Origin of the sequence: Pseudomonas sp. N040, assembly GCF_015637705.1 — a bacterium.
Lineage (GTDB): Bacteria > Pseudomonadota > Gammaproteobacteria > Pseudomonadales > Pseudomonadaceae > Aquipseudomonas.
In genome coordinates, this window is the sequence record NZ_JADOBE010000001.1 from 39,614 (window position 1) to 58,697 (window position 19,084).

Below are 19,084 nucleotides of genomic sequence, written 5' to 3' on the forward strand. Positions count from 1 at the left end.
TGCAGGGTTGATAACGAACGGATCAGACAGCTTCGAGTAACGGATCGAGCGCGCGCACGTGCTCCACTTGCCAGCCGAGCGGCACCACATCACCCACCGCGAGCGCCGGGTCGAGCTCGGCGATCGGTTGCTTGACGAAGAAGTCGGCCTTGCCACACACCTCCAGGCGCACACGCACGTGGTCGCCGAGATAGATGAATTCCTCCACACGCCCGGAGAAACGGTTGCTGCAGCTTTCGCTGGCCGCGTTCAGGCGCACGCGTTCCGGACGGATCGACAGGGTCACCGGCTCGCCGGGCTGGCCGACATTCACCGCCAGCGCCTCGACCTTCTCGCCGCGGCCCAGCTCGACCACGCAACGCTCGCCGCTGTGGCTGAGCAGGCGGCCGCTGAGGCGATTGTTCTCGCCGATGAAGTTGGCCACGAAGGTGTTGCTCGGCTCCTCGTAGAGCACCCGTGGGGCGGCAATCTGCTGGATCTCGCCCTGGTGGAATACCGCCACGCGGTCGGACATGGTCAGCGCCTCGCCCTGGTCGTGGGTGACGTAGACCACGGTCACGCCCAGGCGCTGATGGATGTGCTTGATCTCCATCTGCATGTGTTCGCGCAGCTGCTTGTCCAGCGCCCCCAGCGGTTCGTCCATCAGCACCAGCTGCGGCTCGAACACCAGCGCCCGGGCCAGCGCCACGCGCTGCTGCTGGCCGCCGGAGAGCTGCGCCGGATAACGGTTGCGGAACTTGTCCAGCTGCACCATCGACAGCGCGCGCTTGACCCGCTCGCTGCAGTCGGTCTTGTTCATGCCGCGCACCGTCAGCGGGAAGGCCAGGTTCTCGGCCACCGTCATGTGCGGGAACAGCGCGTAGTTCTGGAACACCATGCCGATGTCGCGCTTGTGCGGTGGCACGTTGTTGATCGCCTTGCCGGCCAGGAGGATTTCCCCGGCGGTGGGGGTCTCGAAACCGGCCAGCATCATCAGGCTGGTGGTCTTGCCGGAACCGGACGGCCCCAGCAGGGTTAGGAACTCGCCCTTGCGGATCTCCAGGTTGAGATCCTTGACGATGAGGTTCTCACCGTCATAGCTCTTCTGTACGCCACGAAAGCTGACCAGCCCCTCGCTTGCTTGCGAATCGACCATGACCGTGCCCTTTGTCTAGTTGTCTGTCGTGACTAAAGACTAGGACTGCCAGCCGCCAGCGCAAATCGGCAGCTATGAGAGATTGCTATAAGCCGTGCGGACGACTGCGGGTAGGGATTGCCCTACAGGCAGGCTAAACCGTTACGCGCTGGCTGCACCCGCAGGCGGGACGTAGGGTGGGCTTCAGCCCACCAAGCCTTTTAGCTAGCCGCGGTGGGCTAAAGCCCACCCTACTGACAACCGCTCAGAGCAGCTTGTGCTCCATCGCGTAACGCACCAGGTCGGCCATCGAGCTGACATTCATCTTCTGCATCAGGCGCGCCTTGTGGGTGCTGATGGTCTTGTTGCTGAGCGCCAGCTGCTGGGCGATCTCGTTGACACTGGCACCCTGCACCAGGCGCTCGAACACCGAGAACTCGCGCTCGGAGAGCAGGGCATGCGCCGGCCGCGCATCGGTCAGGCCGACCTCGAAGACCATGCGGTCGGCCAGTTGCGGATCGATATAGCGCCCACCGCCGGCAACCTTGCGGATCGCCGCCAGCAGCAGGGCCGGATCGCTGTCCTTGGTGGCATAGCCGGCGGCGCCGACCTTCAGTGCGCGGGCGGCCATCTGCGCCTCGTCATGCATCGACAGCACCAGGATCGCCGGCGCATTGGCCAGCGCGCGGATCCGCGGGATCGCCTCCAGGCCGTTGACCCCGGGCATGGAAATGTCCAGCAGCACCACGTCGCAGGGCACCTGGCGCAGGGTCGCCAGCAGCTGCTCGCCATTGCTCGCCTCGCCGACCACCTGCAGGTCCTTGGCCAGGCCGATCAGTTGCTTGATACCTTCGCGGACGATGGTGTGGTCTTCGGCCACCAGTACTCGAATCACGCCGCTGCCTCCTCGTTCAATCCAATGGAATCCGCACGTTCAGGGTAGTCCCTTCACCGGGCCGGCTGTCCAGCTGCAGGCTGCCACCGAGCATCAGCACCCGTTCGCGCATGCCGACCAGGCCGAAGGAACTCGGCCGTCCGGGCGCGGGAATGAAGCCGCAGCCGTCGTCACTGACCGTCAGGCACAACCAGCCATCCTCGAGCACCAGGCGCACGTCCACCGTGTGTGCCTGCGCATGGCGCATGACGTTGGTCAGCGCCTCCTGCAGGATACGGAACAGCCCGATCGCCTTGACGTCCGCCAGCGGCGGCAGGTTGTCCGGCACCTGCACCAGGCAGGGAATCTGCGTGCGGCTCTCGAAGCGCTGCGCCTGCCACTCGATGGCCGAGCTGATGCCGGCATCCAGGATCGGCGGGCGCAGCGCGGTGGCCACGTCGCGCACCAGCTGGAACAGGTTGGCGATCAGCCGCTTCATGCTGTTCAGGCGTTCTTGCAAACCGGCATCCAGCGCACCGTAGGCCAGCTCGCACATCGAGGTTTCCAGCTTGAGCACGGTGAGCACCTGGCCCAGTTCGTCATGCACCTCGCGGGCGATACGCGCCTTTTCCTCTTCGCGCACGCTCTCCAGGTGCGCCGACAGCTCGCGCAGCTGTGCCCGCGACTCGCTCAGCGCCAGCTCGATGCGCTTGCTCTCGCTGATGTCCCAGACAATCCCGTCCCACACCACCAGGCCGTCCTCCAGCCGGCGGGCAATCGCCTTGATGTCCGCCCAGCGCTGCTCGCCTTCGCGGGTCAGGATGCGCCCCTGCCAGTGCCAGTCGCGGTCGGCTTCCAGTGCCGCGCGCTGGCTCTGGTTGTAACCCGGCAGGTCCTCCGCATGCACCAGGCTGCGGATACCGCGACCCGGCTCGAGCAGGCTGGTGGCGCTGTAGCCGACCAGCTTCTGGCTGCCCTCGCTGATAAAGGCGAACTCCACCGGGCCATCCGCCTGCTCACGCTCGAGGCGGAACACCAGCCCGGGCACATTGGCCGCGATGCCCTGCAGGCGCGCCTCGCTCTCCTGCAGCGCCGCCAGGGCGCGGCGCCGCTCGGTGACATCGGTGAGGTAGACCACCAGGTACTCGGCCTGGCGAAAGCGCAGGAAACTCAGCGACACGTCCGCCGGCAACAGGCTGCCATCGGCGCGCCGGCAGTTGCTTTCAAAACTCAGCGGTTCCTCGCCGCCGGCGCGGGCGCGCTTCCACAGCGCCAGCCAGCGGTCCATGTGCAGGCTCGGCTCGAACTCGCTGAGCGCACGCTCGACCACCGCGCCGGAGGGGTAGCCGAGCATCTGCTCGGCGGCCCGGTTGGCATAGCGCACGCGGCTGTCCCAGTTGACCCAGAGAATCCCCACCGTGCTCTGGTCGATGGAAAACTGGGTGATGCGCAGCGCCTGCTCGGCCGCCTCGCGCTGCTCGATGGCCTGGCGCGCATCGAGCAACCGGCGTTCCAGCAGCGAGCGCTGCCGGCGCAGCACATAGAGAATGCCCAACGTCACCAGCAGCAGGATCCCCAGCAGCAGGCTGAGGTTGATCCAGAAGCCGGGCGTGTCGCCCAGTTGCGTTCGTTCCAGCTTCAGCCAGCGCCCGCGCAATGCTTCCAGCTGGCGTGCCGACAGGCTGCGCAGGGCCGTATCAACCAGCGTCGACAGCTCTGGCCAGTCACGCCGCGAGGCGACGCGCAGCAACTGCGGCAAGCCGATGTCGGCAACCACCGTCAGCCCGCTGAACTCGCCTTCGCGGGACAGCCGGCTGAACTGCGCCTCGTCGATCACCACATAGCTCACCCGCTGCTCGAGCAGTTGGCGCAGCGCCTGGCGCTCACTGCTGACGCCGTGCAGTTCCAGGTTGCTGTAGGTGCTGCGCAGATAGCTGGCGACGGCGCTGGGCTGCAGCACCGCGAGCGGATCCTGGCGACCCAGCTGCTCCAGCTCGACCGCAGTGCCGCCATTGCGCGGCCCCACCAGCAATTGCGGGACACGCAGGTAGGGGTCCGAATACAGCCACAGGCGCAAGCCGGCCGGGGTCTGCAGCTGGCCGGGAGCCAGATCGACCTGGCCGTTGCGCACAGCGTTGTCGAGGGCGGCCTGGTCCGCGTACTGCTGCCAGACCAGCTCGACCTGCAGGGCAGCGGCCAGCCAGTTCATCAACTCGACATTGGCGCCGGTAAGCTGCTGCACGCGCCGGTCGAACTGTGCATAGGGGGCTTGCAGGATCACGCCGACCCGCAACTGGCGGTGCTCCGCCAGCCACTGGCGCTGCGCTGCATCGAGCGCCAGGGGCGTCGCCGCCACGGGCGCGCCCTGGGCGGGCAGCAGCACCAGCCACAAGCAGCCAAACAGGCAGACCAACCGCCACCAACGCTGGAATCCGGACACTGTGCAATCCTGGGGTCGGGAAAAGACACTCACCGGGCATACCTTACCCCAGCGCGCCCCCGCCGGTACAAGGCCGGTGCTCTGCGCGGGTTCAGCGCAAGCCGTGCCGCTCGCGGAGCAGTGCATAGGCGCTGTGCAGGTTGCGCGTCATCTCGGTGGCGCGGCGCACCAGCTCGGGGTCGGCGCCGGCCTGCTTGTCCGGATGGTGCCGGCTGAGCAGGCGCCGGTAGGCCTGCTTGATGGTCGCGGGGTCGCTGTCCGCGCTCACGCCGAGCAGGTTCAAGGCCGCCTGATAGGCCGTGTCAGCCGCCTGGGCGCGGCGTCCGCGCAGCGAGCCGAGCCCGATGGTCAGTGCCTCCAGCTCGGCCACCGACCAGCCCAGCCAGTCACCCCAGCGCATGATCAGTTCGCGCTGCGCGGCGCTCGCCCCGCCCGTGGCACCTGCCAGGCGCCAGCAGCTGAGCAGCAGGCTCTGTGCTTCGCCACGCTGGTTGCGCAGTCGGCCGAGCCGGCCGCGCAGGTCATCCGCGCCATCCCGGCCGCGGTTGAAGGCAGCCTCGGCCAGCCGCTGCGCGCGCGGGTCCAGGCCGAGCCGGCGCATTTCGTCGCGCGCCTGCCGAATCTGTGCCGGCTGCACCCGCCCCGTGCTCCGCGCCAGCCGCCCAAGCAGGACAAAGCGCAGCTCGTCGACACCCAGCGGCGACCGCCAGCGCAGCAGGTTGAGCAGTGCCGGCCAGTCCGGCAGGCGCAAGCGGCTGTCGAGCAGACGCCCGAGCAAGCCGCCGAGCAACGCCCCCGGAACGCTGGCCAGGGCAAAGCCCGCCAGGGCACCCAGCCAGGTTGCCGGCCAGATCATCTAGCGCACCGTCTCGCCCAGCAGGCGCTCGACCGCCTGCAGGCGTTCGTGGGTACCCACATCCACCCAGTGGCCGGCAAAGTATTCGCCGCTGACCTGTTCTGCAGCCATGGCCTGGCGCAGCAGGGGCGCGAGCTTGAAGGCGCCAGCCGAACAGCCGGCGAACAATTGCGGGTGCAGCACGGCAATCCCGCTGTAGGTCAGCTGCGGCACGCCGGCAACCGCCTCGCGGACCGCCCCGGCACTCAGGCCAAAGTCGCCCTGGGGATGGTGTTGCGGGTTATCCACCAGCACCAGATGGGCCAGGCCGGCCAGCTCCTGCGGCAGGCCGGCAAAGGCAAAGTCCGTCCAGATATCGCCATTCACCACCAGGAAGGGTTCTTCCCCGAGCAGCGGCAGGGCGCGAAAGATGCCACCGCCGGTTTCCAGCGGCTCGCCTTCGGCGGAATAGCGAATGCGCAGGTCAAACTGCCGGCCATCCCCCAGATAGTCCTCGATCTGCCGGCCCAGCCAGGCGTGGTTGATGACCACCTCGGCAAACCCGGCAGCCGCCAGCGCCCGCAGGTGGTAGACGATCAGCGGCACGCCCGCTACCGGCAGCAGCGGCTTGGGCGTGGTCAGTGTCAGCGGTCGCATGCGCTCGCCCTTGCCGGCAGCCAGGATCATCGCCTTCATGCCGGCAGCGGCTCTTGCAGCGGCAGGCTGGCGAGAAACGCGCCGAGTTCCGCCAGCTCGGGACGGCGGCGGACGACCGCCTCTATATAGGCAAAGAAGCGCGGCACATCGCCCAGGTACTTCGGCTTGCCATCGCGATGACAGATTCGCGCAAAGATGCCGATCACCTTGAGGTGACGCTGCACGCCCATCAGGTCGGAGGCGCGCAGGAACGCTTCGAAGTCGGCCGGCAGCGCAATGCCGGTGGCCCGTGCCTGCTCCCAGTAGTCGCGCAGCCAGGCGTCCACCCGCGCCAGCGGCCAGCTGAGAAAGGCATCCTTGAACAGGCAGGTGATGTCGTAGGTCACCGGGCCGTAAACCGCATCCTGAAAGTCCAGCACGCCGGGGTTGGGCTGGCTGAGCATCAGGTTGCGCGGCATGAAGTCGCGATGCACCAGCACCCGCGGCTGCGCCAGCGCACTCTCGACCAGGCAGTCGCAGATGCGCTGCCAGCTGGCCAGTTGGCCGGCATCCAGCTCGATGCCGAGTTCCTTGCGCACGTACCAGTCCGGAAACAGCTGCAGTTCGCGGCGCAGCAGCGCGTCGTCGTAGACCGGCAGGCCGGCGTCCAGTGGCAACCGCTGGAAGGCCAGCAATGCCTGGATGGCATCGGCGAACAGCGCATCGGCATTCTCGGCGTGGATGACGTCCAGGTAGGTTTGCCGGCCCAGGTCATCCAGCAGCAGGAAACCGCGCGACAGATCTTCTGCCAGCACACGCGGCACATGCACACCGGCCCGCGCCAGCAGGTCGGCGATCCGCACAAACGGCCGGCAATCCTCCTGCGGCGGCGGTGCATCCATCAGAATCAGGCTGTGGCTGCCGGCCTGCCAGCGAAAATAGCGCCTGAAGCTGGCATCGCTACTGGCCGGAGAAAACGCCCCCGGCGGGACTGCGCCCCAGCCGCGGGCGGCGAACAACGCCGGCAGGCATTGCCCCAGCCATTCTTCCAGTTGCTCGAAACGTTTGTCTTGATCAGGCATTCCGCTCTCCGACGAGTCTATCCCTTGTGCAGGTCATGCTTTATTATCCAGCATCTTTTTCAGCCCTTCGAGCGCTTTGCGACTGTCGCGCAGCCCTGGAAGAGCGCGCAGGATGGCCGGAATAACAAGATGGCAGCAAAACTCCCCGTTTTCCGTAAAAAATTCCCTCTCTTGGTGACTGGCGGCCTGCTGGCGCTGCCCCTGCTGCCCGCACCTGTCGGGGCGGCCGAGCAGTTTGCCTGCCAGGCCGCGGCCAGCGGTGGCTGGGCCTGTGCGCCTACCAGCAGCAATGCCAGCCTGCCAGCGCGCCCGCAGAAGAAACAGGATGTTGCCGCTGCACCGGCAAAAGCCGGCAGCAGCTCCGCTGAAACCGTTACGACGATTGCCACCGGCGAGTCGCTGCGCGGCGGCCAGAGCCCGGCTGACTTCAGCCGCCTCGACTGGGTACCCAGGAGCCAGCTAAGCCCGGAGCAACTGGCGGAGGTGGGCCCTTACTGCAGCGGCGGCTACGTCGAGCCCAAGCGCCCGGGAATGAATGACGACACCCCGATGAGCCAGGCGCCGATGTTTGTCTCGGCGAAAGCCTCGCGCTATGCGGAGCAGGAGCAGGTGGCCACCCTCGCCGGTGACGTGGTGCTGCGCCAGGCCAACATCCAGGCCGAAGCCGATGAAGCCAACCTGTACCAGGCGGAGAATCGCGGCGAACTGAAGGGCGATGTGCGCCTGCGCAGCAATGGCATGCTGGTGGTCGGCGACCAGGCCGAGATCCAGCTGGACAGCGGCGCCGCCAAGATTGAAGACGCCGAGTACGTGATGCACGCAGCGCATGCGCGCGGCTCGGCCAAGTACGTGAAACGCGGCGAAGATGCCGTCATCCGCCTCAAGGATGGCACCTACACCACCTGCCCGCCGGGCAGCAATGCCTGGCAGGTCAAGGGCAACAACATCAAGCTGGACCCGGCCACCGGGATGGGCACCGCAACCAACGCCACGCTGCGGATCAAGGACATTCCGGTGTTCTATACGCCGTACATCCAGTTCCCGATCGACGACCGCCGCCAGTCCGGCTTCCTGGCGCCAACTGCCGGCTACAGCAACTCGGACGGCGTCACCCTGATGACGCCTTACTACTTCAACCTGGCACCAAACTACGATGCCACGCTCTACCCACGCCTGATGAGCCAGCGTGGCCTGATGATGTCCGGTGAGGGCCGTTACCTGACACAGAGCAGCGAAGGCAAGGTCTCGGGCTCCTACCTGGACGATCAGGATGACGAGAACAAGGGCCAGCCGAAGTACGAAAAAACCCGCACCCTGGCCTCCTGGCAGCACACCCAGGGCCTGGATGAGCGCCTGCTCGGCCAAATCGACTACACCGACATCAGTGATCCCTACTATTTCCAGGATCTGGGCACCGACCTGGACGTCACCAGCCAGACCTACGTCAACCAGCAGGGCCAGCTGACCTGGCGCGGCGACAGCTATACCGCAAGGTTCAACGCCCAGTCCTATGAGCTGGCGTCGGTCACCGACATCACGCCGTATGACCGGCTGCCGCAAATCAGCCTGGACGGCAGCCTGCCCTTCCAGCCCGGCGGCCTGAACTTCACCTACGGCACCGAGTACGTGAGCTTCGACCGCAACCTCGACGAGTACGTGTTCAACGGCATCGACAGCCCTGACCTGGCGCTGACCGGCCTGAACCGTGCCACCGGCGAGCGCAGCCATGTGCAGCCCGGCATCAGCCTGCCGCTGGAATCCAGCTGGGGCTACCTGACGCCGACGGTCAAATACCTGTACACCAATTATTCGCTGGACCTGGACAGCCAGGGACAAGCCACCCTGGATCCGGGCCAGGAATATGATGACAACCAGACTCGCGACCTCGCGCTCTACTCGCTGGACAGCGGCCTGTACTTCGACCGCAACACCACGCTGTTCGGCACCGGCCTGCGCCAGACCCTGGAGCCGCGGCTGTATTATCTGTATGTGCCGTACAAGGACCAGAATGACCTGCCGGTCTTCGATACCTCCGAGCCGTCCTTCAGCTACGCCTCGCTGTTCCGCGAGAACCGCTTCGTCGGCAAGGACCGGATCGGCGACAGCAACCAGCTGTCAGCCGGTACCAGCAGCCGCTTTATCGAAGACAATGGCTTCGAGCGGGCCAGTGTCGGCGTCGGCCAGGCCTTTTACTTCGAGGATCGCCAGGTCCAGATGCCCGGCATCGAAACCCAGAACGCCTCGGTATCACCGACCGCCTTCACCGGCCAGTATCGCTTTGACCGCGACTGGCGCCTTAGCTCCGACTATGCCTATGACGGTGACCGCGGCGAAACCAACTCCGGCAACCTGATGTTCCACTACCAGCCGGAAGCTCAGCCGAACAAGGTATTCAACGCCGGCTACCGCTACCGCAACGATGCCATCGTGTTCAACCAGCAGACCAACCAGTACCAGTACGGCGACGAGCAGTACAAGATCGAACAGTCCGACGTATCGATGATCTGGCCGGTGGTGCCGCAATGGAGCGCGATTGCCCGCTGGCAGTTCGACTACAACCGCAGCCGCACCCTGGAAGCCTTCGGCGGCTTCGAGTATGACTCCTGCTGCTGGAAGCTGCGCCTGGTCAACCGCTACTGGATTGAACCCGACGACTTCAACCTGACCAACAACGAGCAGGGCGACCATGGTGTGTTCCTGCAGATAGTGCTGAAAGGCTTGGGCGGCGTTGTCGGCAACCAAGTAGACAGCTTCCTCGACCAAGGCATTCAAGGCTACCGTGAACGTGAAGACCAAGCTCTCTGATTTCCTCCGCCCGCTCCTGCTGGGCACTCTGTTACTGGGTTCACTGGCACAGGCTGAAGTACAGTCCCTCGATCGCGTGGTAGCGATCGTCGATACCGACGTGATCATGCAAAGCCAGCTCGACCAGCGCCTGCGTGAAGTGCAGAAGAGCATTGCCAAGCAGGGTGGCAACCAGCCACCGGCGGACGTGCTGCAGCAGCAGGTGCTGGAACGCCTGATCCTGGAGAATATCCAGCTGCAGATTGGCGACCGCGCGGGCGTGCGCATCACCGATGAAGAGCTGAACCAGGCACTGGAAACCATCGCCCAGCGCAACAACATGACCCTCGACCAGTTGCGCATGGCGCTGCAACAGGACGGCCTGTCGTTCAACGCCGCCCGCGAACAGATCCGCCGCGAGATGATCATCAGCCGCGTTCGCCAGCGCCGGGTGGCCGATCGCATCGAGGTGAGCAACCAGGAGCTGAAAAGCTTCATGGACTCCGAGCACGGCAAGGTCCAGCTGTCCGAGGAGTACCGGCTGGCCAATATCCTCCTGCCGCTGCCCGAAGGCTCGACCGCCGAGGTCATCGAGAAAGCCGCCATCCAGGCGCAACAGGTCTATCAGCAGCTGCAGCAGGGGGCGAGCTTCACCGACCTGGCGGTCAGTCGCTCCGCCAGTGAAAACGCGCTGGAAGGTGGCGAAATGGGCTGGCGCAAGGCGGCACAATTGCCCCCCCCCTTCGACGACCTGATCCCGCCACTGGCGCCCGGCCAGGTCACCCAACCGGTGCGCACGCCCGGCGGCTTCATCATCATCAAGCTGCTGGAGAAGCGTGGCGGCAACAACCAGTTGCGCGATGAAATCCACGTCCGCCACATCCTGATCAAGCCCAGCGAAATTCGCAGCGACGCCGAAGCCGAGAAGCTGGCCGAACGCCTGTATGAGCGGATTGTCGCCGGTGAAGATTTCGCCGAACTGGCGAAGACCTTCTCCGAAGATCCGGGCTCTGCGCGCAACGGCGGCGACCTCGACTGGATTGACCCGGGCATCCTGGTGCCGGAGTTCCAGGCGGTCATGCAGAACACCCCCAGCGGCGAGCTGTCCAAGCCGTTCAAGACCGGTTATGGCTGGCATGTCCTGCAGGTTCTCGGGCGTCGCGCCACGGACAGCAGCGAGCAACTGCGTGAGCAGCAGGCGATGAATATCCTGCGCAACCGCAAGTACGAAGAAGAACTGCAAGGCTGGCTGCTGGAGATTCGCGGCGAGGCCTACGTGGAAATCAAACTGTGAAGCCTCGGTGCTTCGCAGTTACCGCCGGCGAACCCGCCGGCATTGGCCCGGATCTGTGCCTGTTGCTGGCGCAGCACAGCCAGCCAGAAATCCTCATCGTGATCGCCAGCCGCGACCTGCTGATCCAGCGGGCCGCGCAACTCGGTCTGTCGCTCAACGTACAGGCAGTGACCGCGGAGGCCTGGCCCGAGCTGCCTGCCAGCCCCGGCAGCCTGTACGTCTGGGACACCCCGCTGGGCAGCCCGGTCAGCGCCGGCCAACTCGACAAGCGCAACGCCGGCTATGTCCTGGAAACCCTGCGGCGGGCCGCGCAGGGCTGTCTGGATGGGCGCTTTGCCGGCATGGTCACCGCGCCGGTACACAAGGGCGTGATCAACGATGCGGGCATCCCCTTTACCGGCCATACCGAGTTTCTTGCCGAGCTGACCGGCACCGCCCAGGTAGTGATGATGCTGGCCACCCGCGGCCTGCGGGTGGCCCTGGTCACCACCCATCTGCCGCTCAGGGACGTGCCGGCGGCGATCACTGGCGAACGCCTACTGCGCGTGACACGCATCCTGCATGCCGACCTGGTCGGCAAATTCGGCATCGCCCGGCCACGCATCCTGGTCTGCGGACTGAATCCGCACGCTGGCGAAGGCGGACATCTGGGGCATGAGGAAATCGAGATCATCGAACCGGCGCTGGCCCGGCTGCGCAACGAAGGCCTGGACCTGGTCGGCCCGCTGCCGGCCGACACCCTGTTTACCCCGAAGAACCTGCAGCACTGCGATGCGGTGCTGGCGATGTACCACGACCAGGGTCTGCCGGTACTCAAGTACAAGGGCTTCGGCGCGGCCGTCAATGTCACCCTCGGCCTGCCGATTATCCGCACCTCGGTCGATCACGGTACCGCCCTGGAGCTGGCCGGAACCGGCCGCATCGACACCGGCAGCCTGGCTGTCGCCCTGGAAACCGCCTACGAAATGGCCCACGCATGACCGAGCACTACCAACATCGCGCGCGCAAGCGCTTCGGCCAGAACTTCCTGCACGATGCCGGGGTCATTCATCGCATCCTGCGCGCCATTCACGCGCTGCCGGGTGAGCATGTGCTGGAAATCGGCCCCGGCCAGGGGGCACTCACCGAAGGCCTGCTGAGCAGCGGCGCCCGGCTCGACGTGATCGAACTGGACAAGGACCTGATTCCGCTGCTGAACCTGAAGTACGGCAGCAACCCGCAGTTCAGCCTGAACCAGGGCGATGCGCTGAAGTTCGACTTCAGCCGGCTGGGTGCCGAACCGCACAGCCTGCGCGTGGTCGGCAACCTGCCGTACAACATCTCCACCCCGCTGATTTTCCACTTGCTGGACAACGCCGGGCTGATCCGCGACATGCACTTCATGCTGCAAAAGGAAGTGGTCGAGCGGCTGGCCGCCGAGCCGGGTGGCGGCGACTGGGGCCGCCTGTCGATCATGGTGCAGTACCACTGCCGGGTGGAGCACCTGTTCAATGTCGGGCCGGGGGCCTTCAGTCCGCCGCCCAAGGTCGACTCGGCGATTGTCCGCCTGGTGCCGCATACAGTCCTGCCGCATCCGGCCAAGGATCACCGCCTGCTCGAACAGGTAGTCCGCGAAGCCTTCAACCAGCGCCGCAAGACCTTGCGCAACACGCTCAAGACGCTGCTCAGCGCCGCCCAGATCGAAGCTGCCGGGGTTGATGGCAGCAAGCGCCCCGAGCAACTTGACCTGGCTTCCTTTGTCCGCCTGGCTGACCAGCTCGCCAACTGAGCCGCAAGCTCCGGCGTGCGATCTTCTCCGGAAATATGCCCGCAGGCACGGCCTGCGTCAGCCCAAATAGGGCCTAGACTCAGAGTTGCCCAGCAGAGAGGTTCGCGTGTCCGACCCCCGATACCAGGTTGACGTCAGCGTCACCAGCCGTTTTCTTCCCGAGCAGTCCCAGCCCGAGCAGAACCGCTTTGCCTTCAGTTACAGCGTGACCATCCATAACACCGGCAGCCTGGCGGCAAAACTGCTGTCACGGCACTGGGTAATCACCAATGGCGATGGCCAGGTGCAGGAAGTTCGCGGCGCCGGCGTGGTCGGTCAGCAGCCACTGATCGAGCCCGGGGCAAGCCACAGCTACAGCAGCGGCACCGTGATGAGCTCCCGCGTGGGCACCATGCAGGGCAGCTATCAGATGCTCGCCGCGGACGGCAAGAAATTCGAGGCCGTCATTGCCCCCTTCCGCCTGGCCGTACCCGGCTCGCTGCACTGAAGGAGCGCCCGCTTGAGTACCTACGCCGTCGGCGACATCCAGGGCTGCCTGCAGCCACTCAAGTGCCTGCTGGAACGAGTCCACTTTGATCCGGCGAAGGATCATCTGTGGCTGGTCGGCGACCTGGTCAACCGGGGACCGCAATCCCTGGAAACCCTGCGCTTCCTGTTTGCCATGCGCGATTCCCTGACCTGCGTGCTGGGCAACCATGACCTGCACCTGCTGGCGGTGGCACACAACATCGAGCGCCTGAAACGAAACGACACCCTGCAGGAAATTCTCGAGGCCCCCGACCGGGCCGACCTGCTCGACTGGCTGCGCCGGCAGAAGCTGCTGCACTATGACGAACGGCGCGATATTGCCATGGTGCATGCCGGTATTCCGCCGCAATGGACCTTGCGCAAGGCCATGCGGCTGGCCGCCGAAGTCGAGGAAGCGCTGCAGGACGATGCCCGCCTGCTGCCATTTCTGGACGGCATGTACGGCAACGAGCCGGCCTGCTGGAGCAGGGACCTGCATGGCGTGGAGCGCCTGCGGGTGATCACCAATTACCTGACCCGCATGCGCTTCTGCCAGCCGGACGGCACCCTCGACCTGAAGAGCAAGGAAGGCGTGGAAACCGCCCCCCCGGGCTTTGCCCCCTGGTTCAGTTACCCGCAACGGCGCACCCACGGCCAGAAGATCATCTTCGGCCACTGGGCGGCACTGGAGGGGCGCTGCAATGAAGCCGGACTGATGGCCCTGGACACCGGGTGCGTCTGGGGCGGGGCCATGACCCTGCTCAACATCGACAGTGGTGAGCGACACCTGTGCCAGTGCCAGGAGCCCGGCGCATGAACAGCTTCACACGCATCCCGCCCCAGCAGGCGCTGCTGTTGCGCGCGCAAGGTGCGCTCGTGGTGGATATCCGCGATTCGCAAAGCTTCGCCATGGGGCATATCAGCGGCTCGCGGCATCTGGACAACTTCTCCCTGGCCGACTTCATCGCCACTGCAGACCCGGACCAGCCACTGATCGTCAGCTGCTATCACGGCAACTCCAGCCAGGGCGCGGCAGCTTACCTGTGCAGCCAGGGCTTTGCCGAGGTCTACAGCCTGGACGGTGGCTTTGAGCTGTGGCGCAGCACCTATCCCGCGGAAATATCTGCTCAAGATCACGAGTAGCCCCCGACTCCCGGCCTATCGTCGGCAAAAACCGCAACAGGTATGCTGTGCACTGAACACTCGAGGGGGCCGGCATGCAGATTTACCAGGTGGGCGGTGCCGTACGTGATCGTCTGCTCAACCGTCCGGTACATGAGGTGGACTGGGTGGTGGTCGGCGCCACTGCCGAGGAAATGCTTGCGCGCGGCTTTCGCCCGGTCGGCGCCGACTTCCCGGTATTCCTGCACCCGCAGACCGGCGAGGAGTACGCGCTGGCCCGCACCGAGCGCAAGAGTGGCCATGGCTACGGCGGCTTCACCTTCTTTGCCTCGCCGGAAGTCACCCTGGAAGAGGATCTGCAGCGGCGCGACCTGACCATCAATGCGATTGCCGAAGATGCCGAGGGCAACCTGATTGATCCTTACGGGGGCCGCCGCGATCTCGCCGCGCGCCTGCTGCGCCACATTGCCCCGGCCTTTGCCGAAGATCCCTTGCGCGTGCTGCGGGTGGCCCGCTTCGCCGCGCGCTATGCCCCGCTGGGCTTCCGCATCGCGCCAGAGACCCTGGCGCTGATGCGCCAACTGGCCAGCTCGGGCGAATTGCAGGCGCTTACCGCCGAGCGCAGCTGGAAGGAAATCTCCCGCGCCCTGATGGAGCCGCGCCCCGATGTATTCATCCAGGTCCTGCAGGAGTGTGCAGCCCTGCAGGTCCTTCTTCCCGAGGTGGCCGCCCTGTTTGGCGTGCCGCAGCCGGCCGCACATCACCCGGAAATCGATACCGGCCTGCACGTGCTCGCCGTGTTGCGCCAGTGCGCCGAACACGAGCAGCCGCTCAGCGTACGCTGGGCCTGCCTGTTGCACGATGTTGGCAAGGGCCTCACGAACCCGGCTGAATGGCCGCAACACCGTGGCCACGAGCAAAAGGGCCTGCCACTGGTACGCGCCATCAACCAGCGCTGCAAGGTGCCGCGGGACTGCCAGGAGCTGGCACTGCTGGCCTGCCAGTATCACACCCACGGCCATCGGGCGCTGGAGCTGAAAGCATCGACCCTGCTCGAGTTGCTGCAGAAAATCGACGTGTATCGCCGTCCCGAACGCTTCGCGGAGTTCGTCGCCACCTGCACCATGGACGCCCGCGGACGCACCGGCCTTGAACAGTGTGCCTACCCGCAAGCCGACCACCTGCTCGCCGTCGCGGCCTGCGCGCGCGCGGTCAGCGCACAGCCATTGCTGGCGCAGGGCTTGCAAGGGCTGGAGCTGGGTGCTGCACTGAACCGCTCGCGGTTGAAGGCCATCACGCTATTCCTGCACGATCAGCGCCGCGGCGCAGCAACCGCCCTCGCAGCACAATCACGGACTGACGGATGACAACTGCTCTGACCCTGAATACCAGCAGCCCGGTACTCAACGTGCTGGATACGGTTACACCCGGGCTGATCCTGAAACTGACGCCACCACGCCTGCGCAAGAGCCTGTTGCCGCGCGAACGCCTGCGCCAGCTGCGCGAAAATGCCGATGATGTCGAAGTGATACTGGTCGAAGCTCCGGCCGGCTACGGCAAGACCTCGTTACTGGCGCAATGGCGGCTGGACTGGCTGCATAGCGGTGCCGTGGTGACCTGGTTCGACCTGGACAGCGACGACAGCGTCACCAGCCTGGGGGCGGGGATTATCGAGGGGCTGCGCAGGGCATCCGGGCGTGCCGATTTCGGTCACGATGCCATGGAAGCCATATTGCGGGGTGGCGGCATTACCCAGGCGGCCACCGCACTGCTGGCTGAAATTGCTGACTACGCCCACCCGATGGTGATCATCCTGGACAACGGGGAACGTCCAAGCGGCACAGAACTGCTGGAACTCTGCAACTATCTGCTGCACAACCTGCCGCCCAACCTGCAGATCGTGATCGGCTCGCGCACGCGCTTGCCGCTGGCTACCGGCGATCTGCTGGCGCACGGCAACCTGCTGCAGGTGAACAGCAAGAACCTGCAGTTCGACCTCGACGAGACCCATGCCCTGCTGAGCCAGAAACTCGGCAGCAAAGCCACCGTAGAGCTTGCGGCTCGCCTGCACGACCTCACTGAAGGCTGGCCGATGGGCCTGCAGCTGGCGATCACGGCGATCGGGCAGGCGACTGATCCGGAGCAGGCCTTGCAGCAGTTCTCCCATTCGGGAGACGAGGCAACCCAGCAGCTGTTGTCCGGATTTCTCGCCCATCTGCCGGCACAGCTGGCCGATTTCACGCTGCGTTGTTCATTGCTGGACGCCTTGCACCCGGACCTCTGCGCGGCGATCAGCGGCAAGCCGGATGCCGCGCAGCTGCTCGAACAGCTGCGCAGTGAAACCCCACTGCTGACTTCGATTGAAAACAGCGAATGGTTGCGCCTGCACCCGCTGATCCGCGAATACCTGCGCAACCGGGCCAGCAGCAGCCTGGCAGACGCGGAACAGAAGGACATCCATCATCGCGCCTGGCAATGGCTGAGTGCCCACGGGGATGCCGAGCAGGCAGCGCGCCACGCCCTGGCTGCCGGGCATGCCGAGGAGGCCTTCGCCCTGATTGCCGACAGCCTTTATGACAGCTGCATGAAGGAAGGTCACTACGGCACCGTAAGCGACTGGCTGTCGCGCCTGCCCGAAGCGGAAATCTTCCGCAATAACGCCTTGCGCCTGACCGCTGGCTGGCAAGCCGCGCTGAGCGGCAACTGGAAACGTGCCGAGCATTATGTCGGCGGCCTGGTAGAGCCGGCTTGCGCAGATCAGCCACTGTACCAGGAAGCGCTGGCCATTCTCGCCGTGGCCAATTCCCGCGCCGAGCGCCTGGACGTTGCCGAGCGCTATGTCGCCGCCTTTCCGGCGAATGCCCCGGACTCCCTGGCTGCGCGAAGCATGATGCATATCCAGGCATTCTCCGCACTGTTTCGCGGCGCCAGCGAAGAAGCCCGACATCTGCTGATGAGCATCCCCAGCGACAATCGTTTTTTTGCCCAGGAGGCCCTGCACGCCCGCAGCCTGGGACATATTTATCTGTGGGAGGGTCGCCCCGCCCTGGCCGATGCCGCAGTGCGCCGGCGCTATGCGGTGTGCGAAACAGTCGCTGGCCGGCGCAATGAGCTGACCATGGCCTTGGCCGGCGTGCTTGCCGCTGCCTGCTGGGAGCAGGATGCGCGTGCTGAGGCGCGCGCCCTGCTGGCGTTCCGCTTCAACCTGGGTGATCGACCCGACAGCCTGATGTGGAGCGAGCGCAGCTATCTGATCCAGGCCAGCATTGCCGTCAGCGAAGGCGATGAAACACGCGCCTTTGCCCTGCTTGAGGCACTGACCAGCGTAGGAACCTCGCAGGATATCCTGAGCATCCGCCTGCTGAGCCTGGTTGAGCGAATTCGGCTGCATGCGGCACGTCACCGTGTCGGCCAATGCGCCGCTCTGCTGGCTGACATGGACAGCCTGTTTTCCCAGGAGTCGCATCTGACTCCGGCAAAACTGCATCCACTGCTACAGCTCTATCGCAATCTGGCCCATAGCTATACCGCCCTGAGCAGCGATCAGCCGGGCAGCGCCAGTGCATGGCTTGAGGCGGCATGGCCGCTGGCCCAGCAGCTCAACCGCGGCCGCGAGATGGTGCAGATCCAGGCCATGCAGGCACTTCTGCGCGACGCCGCAGGCGAGTCACCGGACGAACTGCTGAATGCCGCGCTGGGCCGGGCTGAGTCCGGAGGACAGGTTCGCGTGTTTGCCGACACCCTGCCGGAACTGATAGAGCTGATCAGCCGCTGGGCGGGCACGGAAAATACCGGCGCAACCGTCAGCCCCGGGTTCATCCAGCAGGTTCTGGATGCCGCCCGCTCCAGCCCGGATCCCGTACCCGCAACGCAGGACCTGGGTGTCACGGCGGCGGCCTCCGCCTTCCTCACCCCCAAGGAAGCCGAGGTGCTGAACCTGCTCGCCAGCGGACTGCCGAACAAACGCATCGCCTCGACCATGGGATTGAGCAGCGAAACCATCAAATGGCATATGAAAAAGCTGTTTATCAAGCTCAATGCCGGCAATCGCCAGCACGCCGTCGACCGCGCCCGGCTACTGGGGCTGATCAGCTAGGAGGCTGTCGGACTCTCGTAGTAAGGGAAAGTCCGGCAGTCTCGCAGGCCATGCGGCGGGGGGACCCCACCCATACCCCACCCATACCCACCCGATGCGGGTGATCGTTTGCTGCGGGCAACAAACCTATGCTTTCTCCACAGCCCCACCAAACCATTTCAGGGGCAAGGAGAAACATCATGCGTGCACCAACCAACCTGCATATTCTGGCTACCTCTTCCGGCCTGACTGACGAAGCAGTAGTTGCGCTCTGGGACGAAGCCCGCGCAGCAGCCATCAGCGAGCTCGGTGATGACAGCCACCCCGAGTACAAGCGTACGGCCGAAGGCTTCATGATCCGTCTGATTGAAGACAAGGCCACCGCCGATGTCCCGGCCAACCTGGTTCCTTGGGTCCTGTTCGATATCCACATGGGCATGGCCCTCGTGGAAGTTCGCAACAGCATCAAGAGCGCCAGCGGCCAGGTACGCAGCTACATCGCCAACCTGCGTGGCAAACAAGCGGCCTGAGTCCAGGCTGCACCAGCAAAAAA

Annotated in this window: 16 protein-coding genes; 10 read left to right on the plus strand and 6 right to left on the minus strand. The window is 65.3% G+C overall.

What is annotated here, in order from left to right:
• Positions 1–22 precede the first annotated feature (22 nt).
• The 6 genes from ISX93_RS00185 to ISX93_RS00210 form a co-directional block, all read right to left on the minus strand.
• The gene (locus ISX93_RS00185) at positions 23–1,135 is read right to left on the minus strand and encodes an ABC transporter ATP-binding protein (RefSeq protein WP_195776677.1); all 1,113 of its coding nucleotides are present in this window, start codon (positions 1,133–1,135) and stop codon (positions 23–25) included.
• Between the two features lie 244 nt (positions 1,136–1,379).
• Positions 1,380–2,009, minus strand: coding sequence for a response regulator (locus ISX93_RS00190; RefSeq protein ID WP_195776678.1), 630 nt, complete (start codon positions 2,007–2,009; stop codon positions 1,380–1,382).
• A gap of 16 nt (positions 2,010–2,025) precedes the next feature.
• Positions 2,026–4,428, minus strand: coding sequence for a PAS domain-containing sensor histidine kinase (locus ISX93_RS00195; protein ID WP_308705262.1), 2,403 nt, complete (start codon positions 4,426–4,428; stop codon positions 2,026–2,028).
• A gap of 91 nt (positions 4,429–4,519) precedes the next feature.
• The gene (locus tag ISX93_RS00200; RefSeq protein WP_195776680.1) at positions 4,520–5,284 is read right to left on the minus strand and encodes a DnaJ domain-containing protein; all 765 of its coding nucleotides are present in this window, start codon (positions 5,282–5,284) and stop codon (positions 4,520–4,522) included.
• The gene (murU, locus tag ISX93_RS00205; RefSeq protein WP_195776681.1) at positions 5,285–5,959 is read right to left on the minus strand and encodes an N-acetylmuramate alpha-1-phosphate uridylyltransferase MurU; all 675 of its coding nucleotides are present in this window, start codon (positions 5,957–5,959) and stop codon (positions 5,285–5,287) included. It abuts the gene before it with no gap.
• The gene (locus tag ISX93_RS00210) at positions 5,956–6,981 is read right to left on the minus strand and encodes an aminoglycoside phosphotransferase family protein (protein WP_195776682.1); all 1,026 of its coding nucleotides are present in this window, start codon (positions 6,979–6,981) and stop codon (positions 5,956–5,958) included. Before ISX93_RS00210 ends, murU begins: the two co-directional genes overlap by 4 nt.
• 129 nt (positions 6,982–7,110) lie before the next feature.
• Here ISX93_RS00210 and ISX93_RS00215 point away from each other — a divergent pair, with 129 nt between their 5' ends.
• The 10 genes from ISX93_RS00215 to ISX93_RS00260 all read left to right on the plus strand — a co-directional run bounded on the left by ISX93_RS00215 (position 7,111) and on the right by ISX93_RS00260 (position 19,061).
• Positions 7,111–9,786 (plus strand): LPS-assembly protein LptD, encoded by a 2,676-nt coding sequence (locus ISX93_RS00215; protein ID WP_195776683.1) that lies wholly within the window; start codon positions 7,111–7,113, stop codon positions 9,784–9,786.
• Positions 9,767–11,059 carry a peptidylprolyl isomerase gene (locus ISX93_RS00220; protein WP_195776684.1) on the plus strand — a complete coding sequence of 431 codons (1,293 nt, stop codon included), beginning with the start codon at positions 9,767–9,769 and terminating at the stop codon, positions 11,057–11,059. Before ISX93_RS00215 ends, ISX93_RS00220 begins: the two co-directional genes overlap by 20 nt.
• Positions 11,056–12,039 (plus strand): 4-hydroxythreonine-4-phosphate dehydrogenase PdxA, encoded by a 984-nt coding sequence (pdxA, locus tag ISX93_RS00225; protein ID WP_195776685.1) that lies wholly within the window; start codon positions 11,056–11,058, stop codon positions 12,037–12,039. Before ISX93_RS00220 ends, pdxA begins: the two co-directional genes overlap by 4 nt.
• Positions 12,036–12,827 carry a 16S rRNA (adenine(1518)-N(6)/adenine(1519)-N(6))-dimethyltransferase RsmA gene (rsmA, locus tag ISX93_RS00230; RefSeq protein WP_195776686.1) on the plus strand — a complete coding sequence of 264 codons (792 nt, stop codon included), beginning with the start codon at positions 12,036–12,038 and terminating at the stop codon, positions 12,825–12,827. The genes pdxA and rsmA overlap by 4 nt, the downstream gene beginning before the upstream one ends.
• A 106-nt stretch (positions 12,828–12,933) precedes the next feature.
• Positions 12,934–13,314, plus strand: a complete 381-nt coding sequence (apaG, locus tag ISX93_RS00235; protein WP_195776687.1) for a Co2+/Mg2+ efflux protein ApaG — start codon at positions 12,934–12,936, stop codon at positions 13,312–13,314.
• A gap of 12 nt (positions 13,315–13,326) precedes the next feature.
• The gene (locus ISX93_RS00240) at positions 13,327–14,151 is read left to right on the plus strand and encodes a symmetrical bis(5'-nucleosyl)-tetraphosphatase (protein WP_195776688.1); all 825 of its coding nucleotides are present in this window, start codon (positions 13,327–13,329) and stop codon (positions 14,149–14,151) included.
• On the plus strand, positions 14,148–14,477 hold the full coding sequence (gene glpE, locus ISX93_RS00245; RefSeq protein ID WP_195776689.1) for a thiosulfate sulfurtransferase GlpE: 330 nt from the start codon (positions 14,148–14,150) through the stop codon (positions 14,475–14,477). The genes ISX93_RS00240 and glpE overlap by 4 nt, the downstream gene beginning before the upstream one ends.
• Before the next feature lie 74 nt (positions 14,478–14,551).
• Complete coding sequence (locus tag ISX93_RS00250) at positions 14,552–15,823, plus strand: multifunctional CCA addition/repair protein (RefSeq protein WP_195776690.1); 1,272 nt, start codon at positions 14,552–14,554, stop codon at positions 15,821–15,823.
• Entirely contained in the window at positions 15,820–18,552 is a 2,733-nt protein-coding gene (locus tag ISX93_RS00255; RefSeq protein ID WP_195776691.1) for a LuxR C-terminal-related transcriptional regulator, read from the plus strand. The genes ISX93_RS00250 and ISX93_RS00255 overlap by 4 nt, the downstream gene beginning before the upstream one ends.
• 179 nt (positions 18,553–18,731) lie before the next feature.
• Entirely contained in the window at positions 18,732–19,061 is a 330-nt protein-coding gene (locus tag ISX93_RS00260; RefSeq protein ID WP_195776692.1) for a hypothetical protein, read from the plus strand.
• The last annotated feature ends 23 nt before the right edge of the window (positions 19,062–19,084 follow it).

Excerpts from the sequence above, each read along its gene's own strand:
- ISX93_RS00255 (WP_195776691.1), top strand. The coding sequence starts at position 15,820 with ATGACAACTGCTCTGACCCTGAATACCAGCAGCCCGGTACTCAACGTG.
- ISX93_RS00200 (WP_195776680.1), bottom strand. The coding sequence starts at position 5,284 with ATGATCTGGCCGGCAACCTGGCTGGGTGCCCTGGCGGGCTTTGCCCTG.
- ISX93_RS00210 (WP_195776682.1), bottom strand. The coding sequence starts at position 6,981 with ATGCCTGATCAAGACAAACGTTTCGAGCAACTGGAAGAATGGCTGGGG.
- ISX93_RS00260 (WP_195776692.1), top strand. The coding sequence starts at position 18,732 with ATGCGTGCACCAACCAACCTGCATATTCTGGCTACCTCTTCCGGCCTG.
- rsmA (WP_195776686.1), top strand. The coding sequence starts at position 12,036 with ATGACCGAGCACTACCAACATCGCGCGCGCAAGCGCTTCGGCCAGAAC.
- ISX93_RS00185 (WP_195776677.1), bottom strand. The coding sequence starts at position 1,135 with ATGGTCGATTCGCAAGCAAGCGAGGGGCTGGTCAGCTTTCGTGGCGTA.
- ISX93_RS00215 (WP_195776683.1), top strand. The coding sequence starts at position 7,111 with ATGGCAGCAAAACTCCCCGTTTTCCGTAAAAAATTCCCTCTCTTGGTG.
- glpE (WP_195776689.1), top strand. The coding sequence starts at position 14,148 with ATGAACAGCTTCACACGCATCCCGCCCCAGCAGGCGCTGCTGTTGCGC.
- ISX93_RS00250 (WP_195776690.1), top strand. The coding sequence starts at position 14,552 with ATGCAGATTTACCAGGTGGGCGGTGCCGTACGTGATCGTCTGCTCAAC.
- murU (WP_195776681.1), bottom strand. The coding sequence starts at position 5,959 with ATGAAGGCGATGATCCTGGCTGCCGGCAAGGGCGAGCGCATGCGACCG.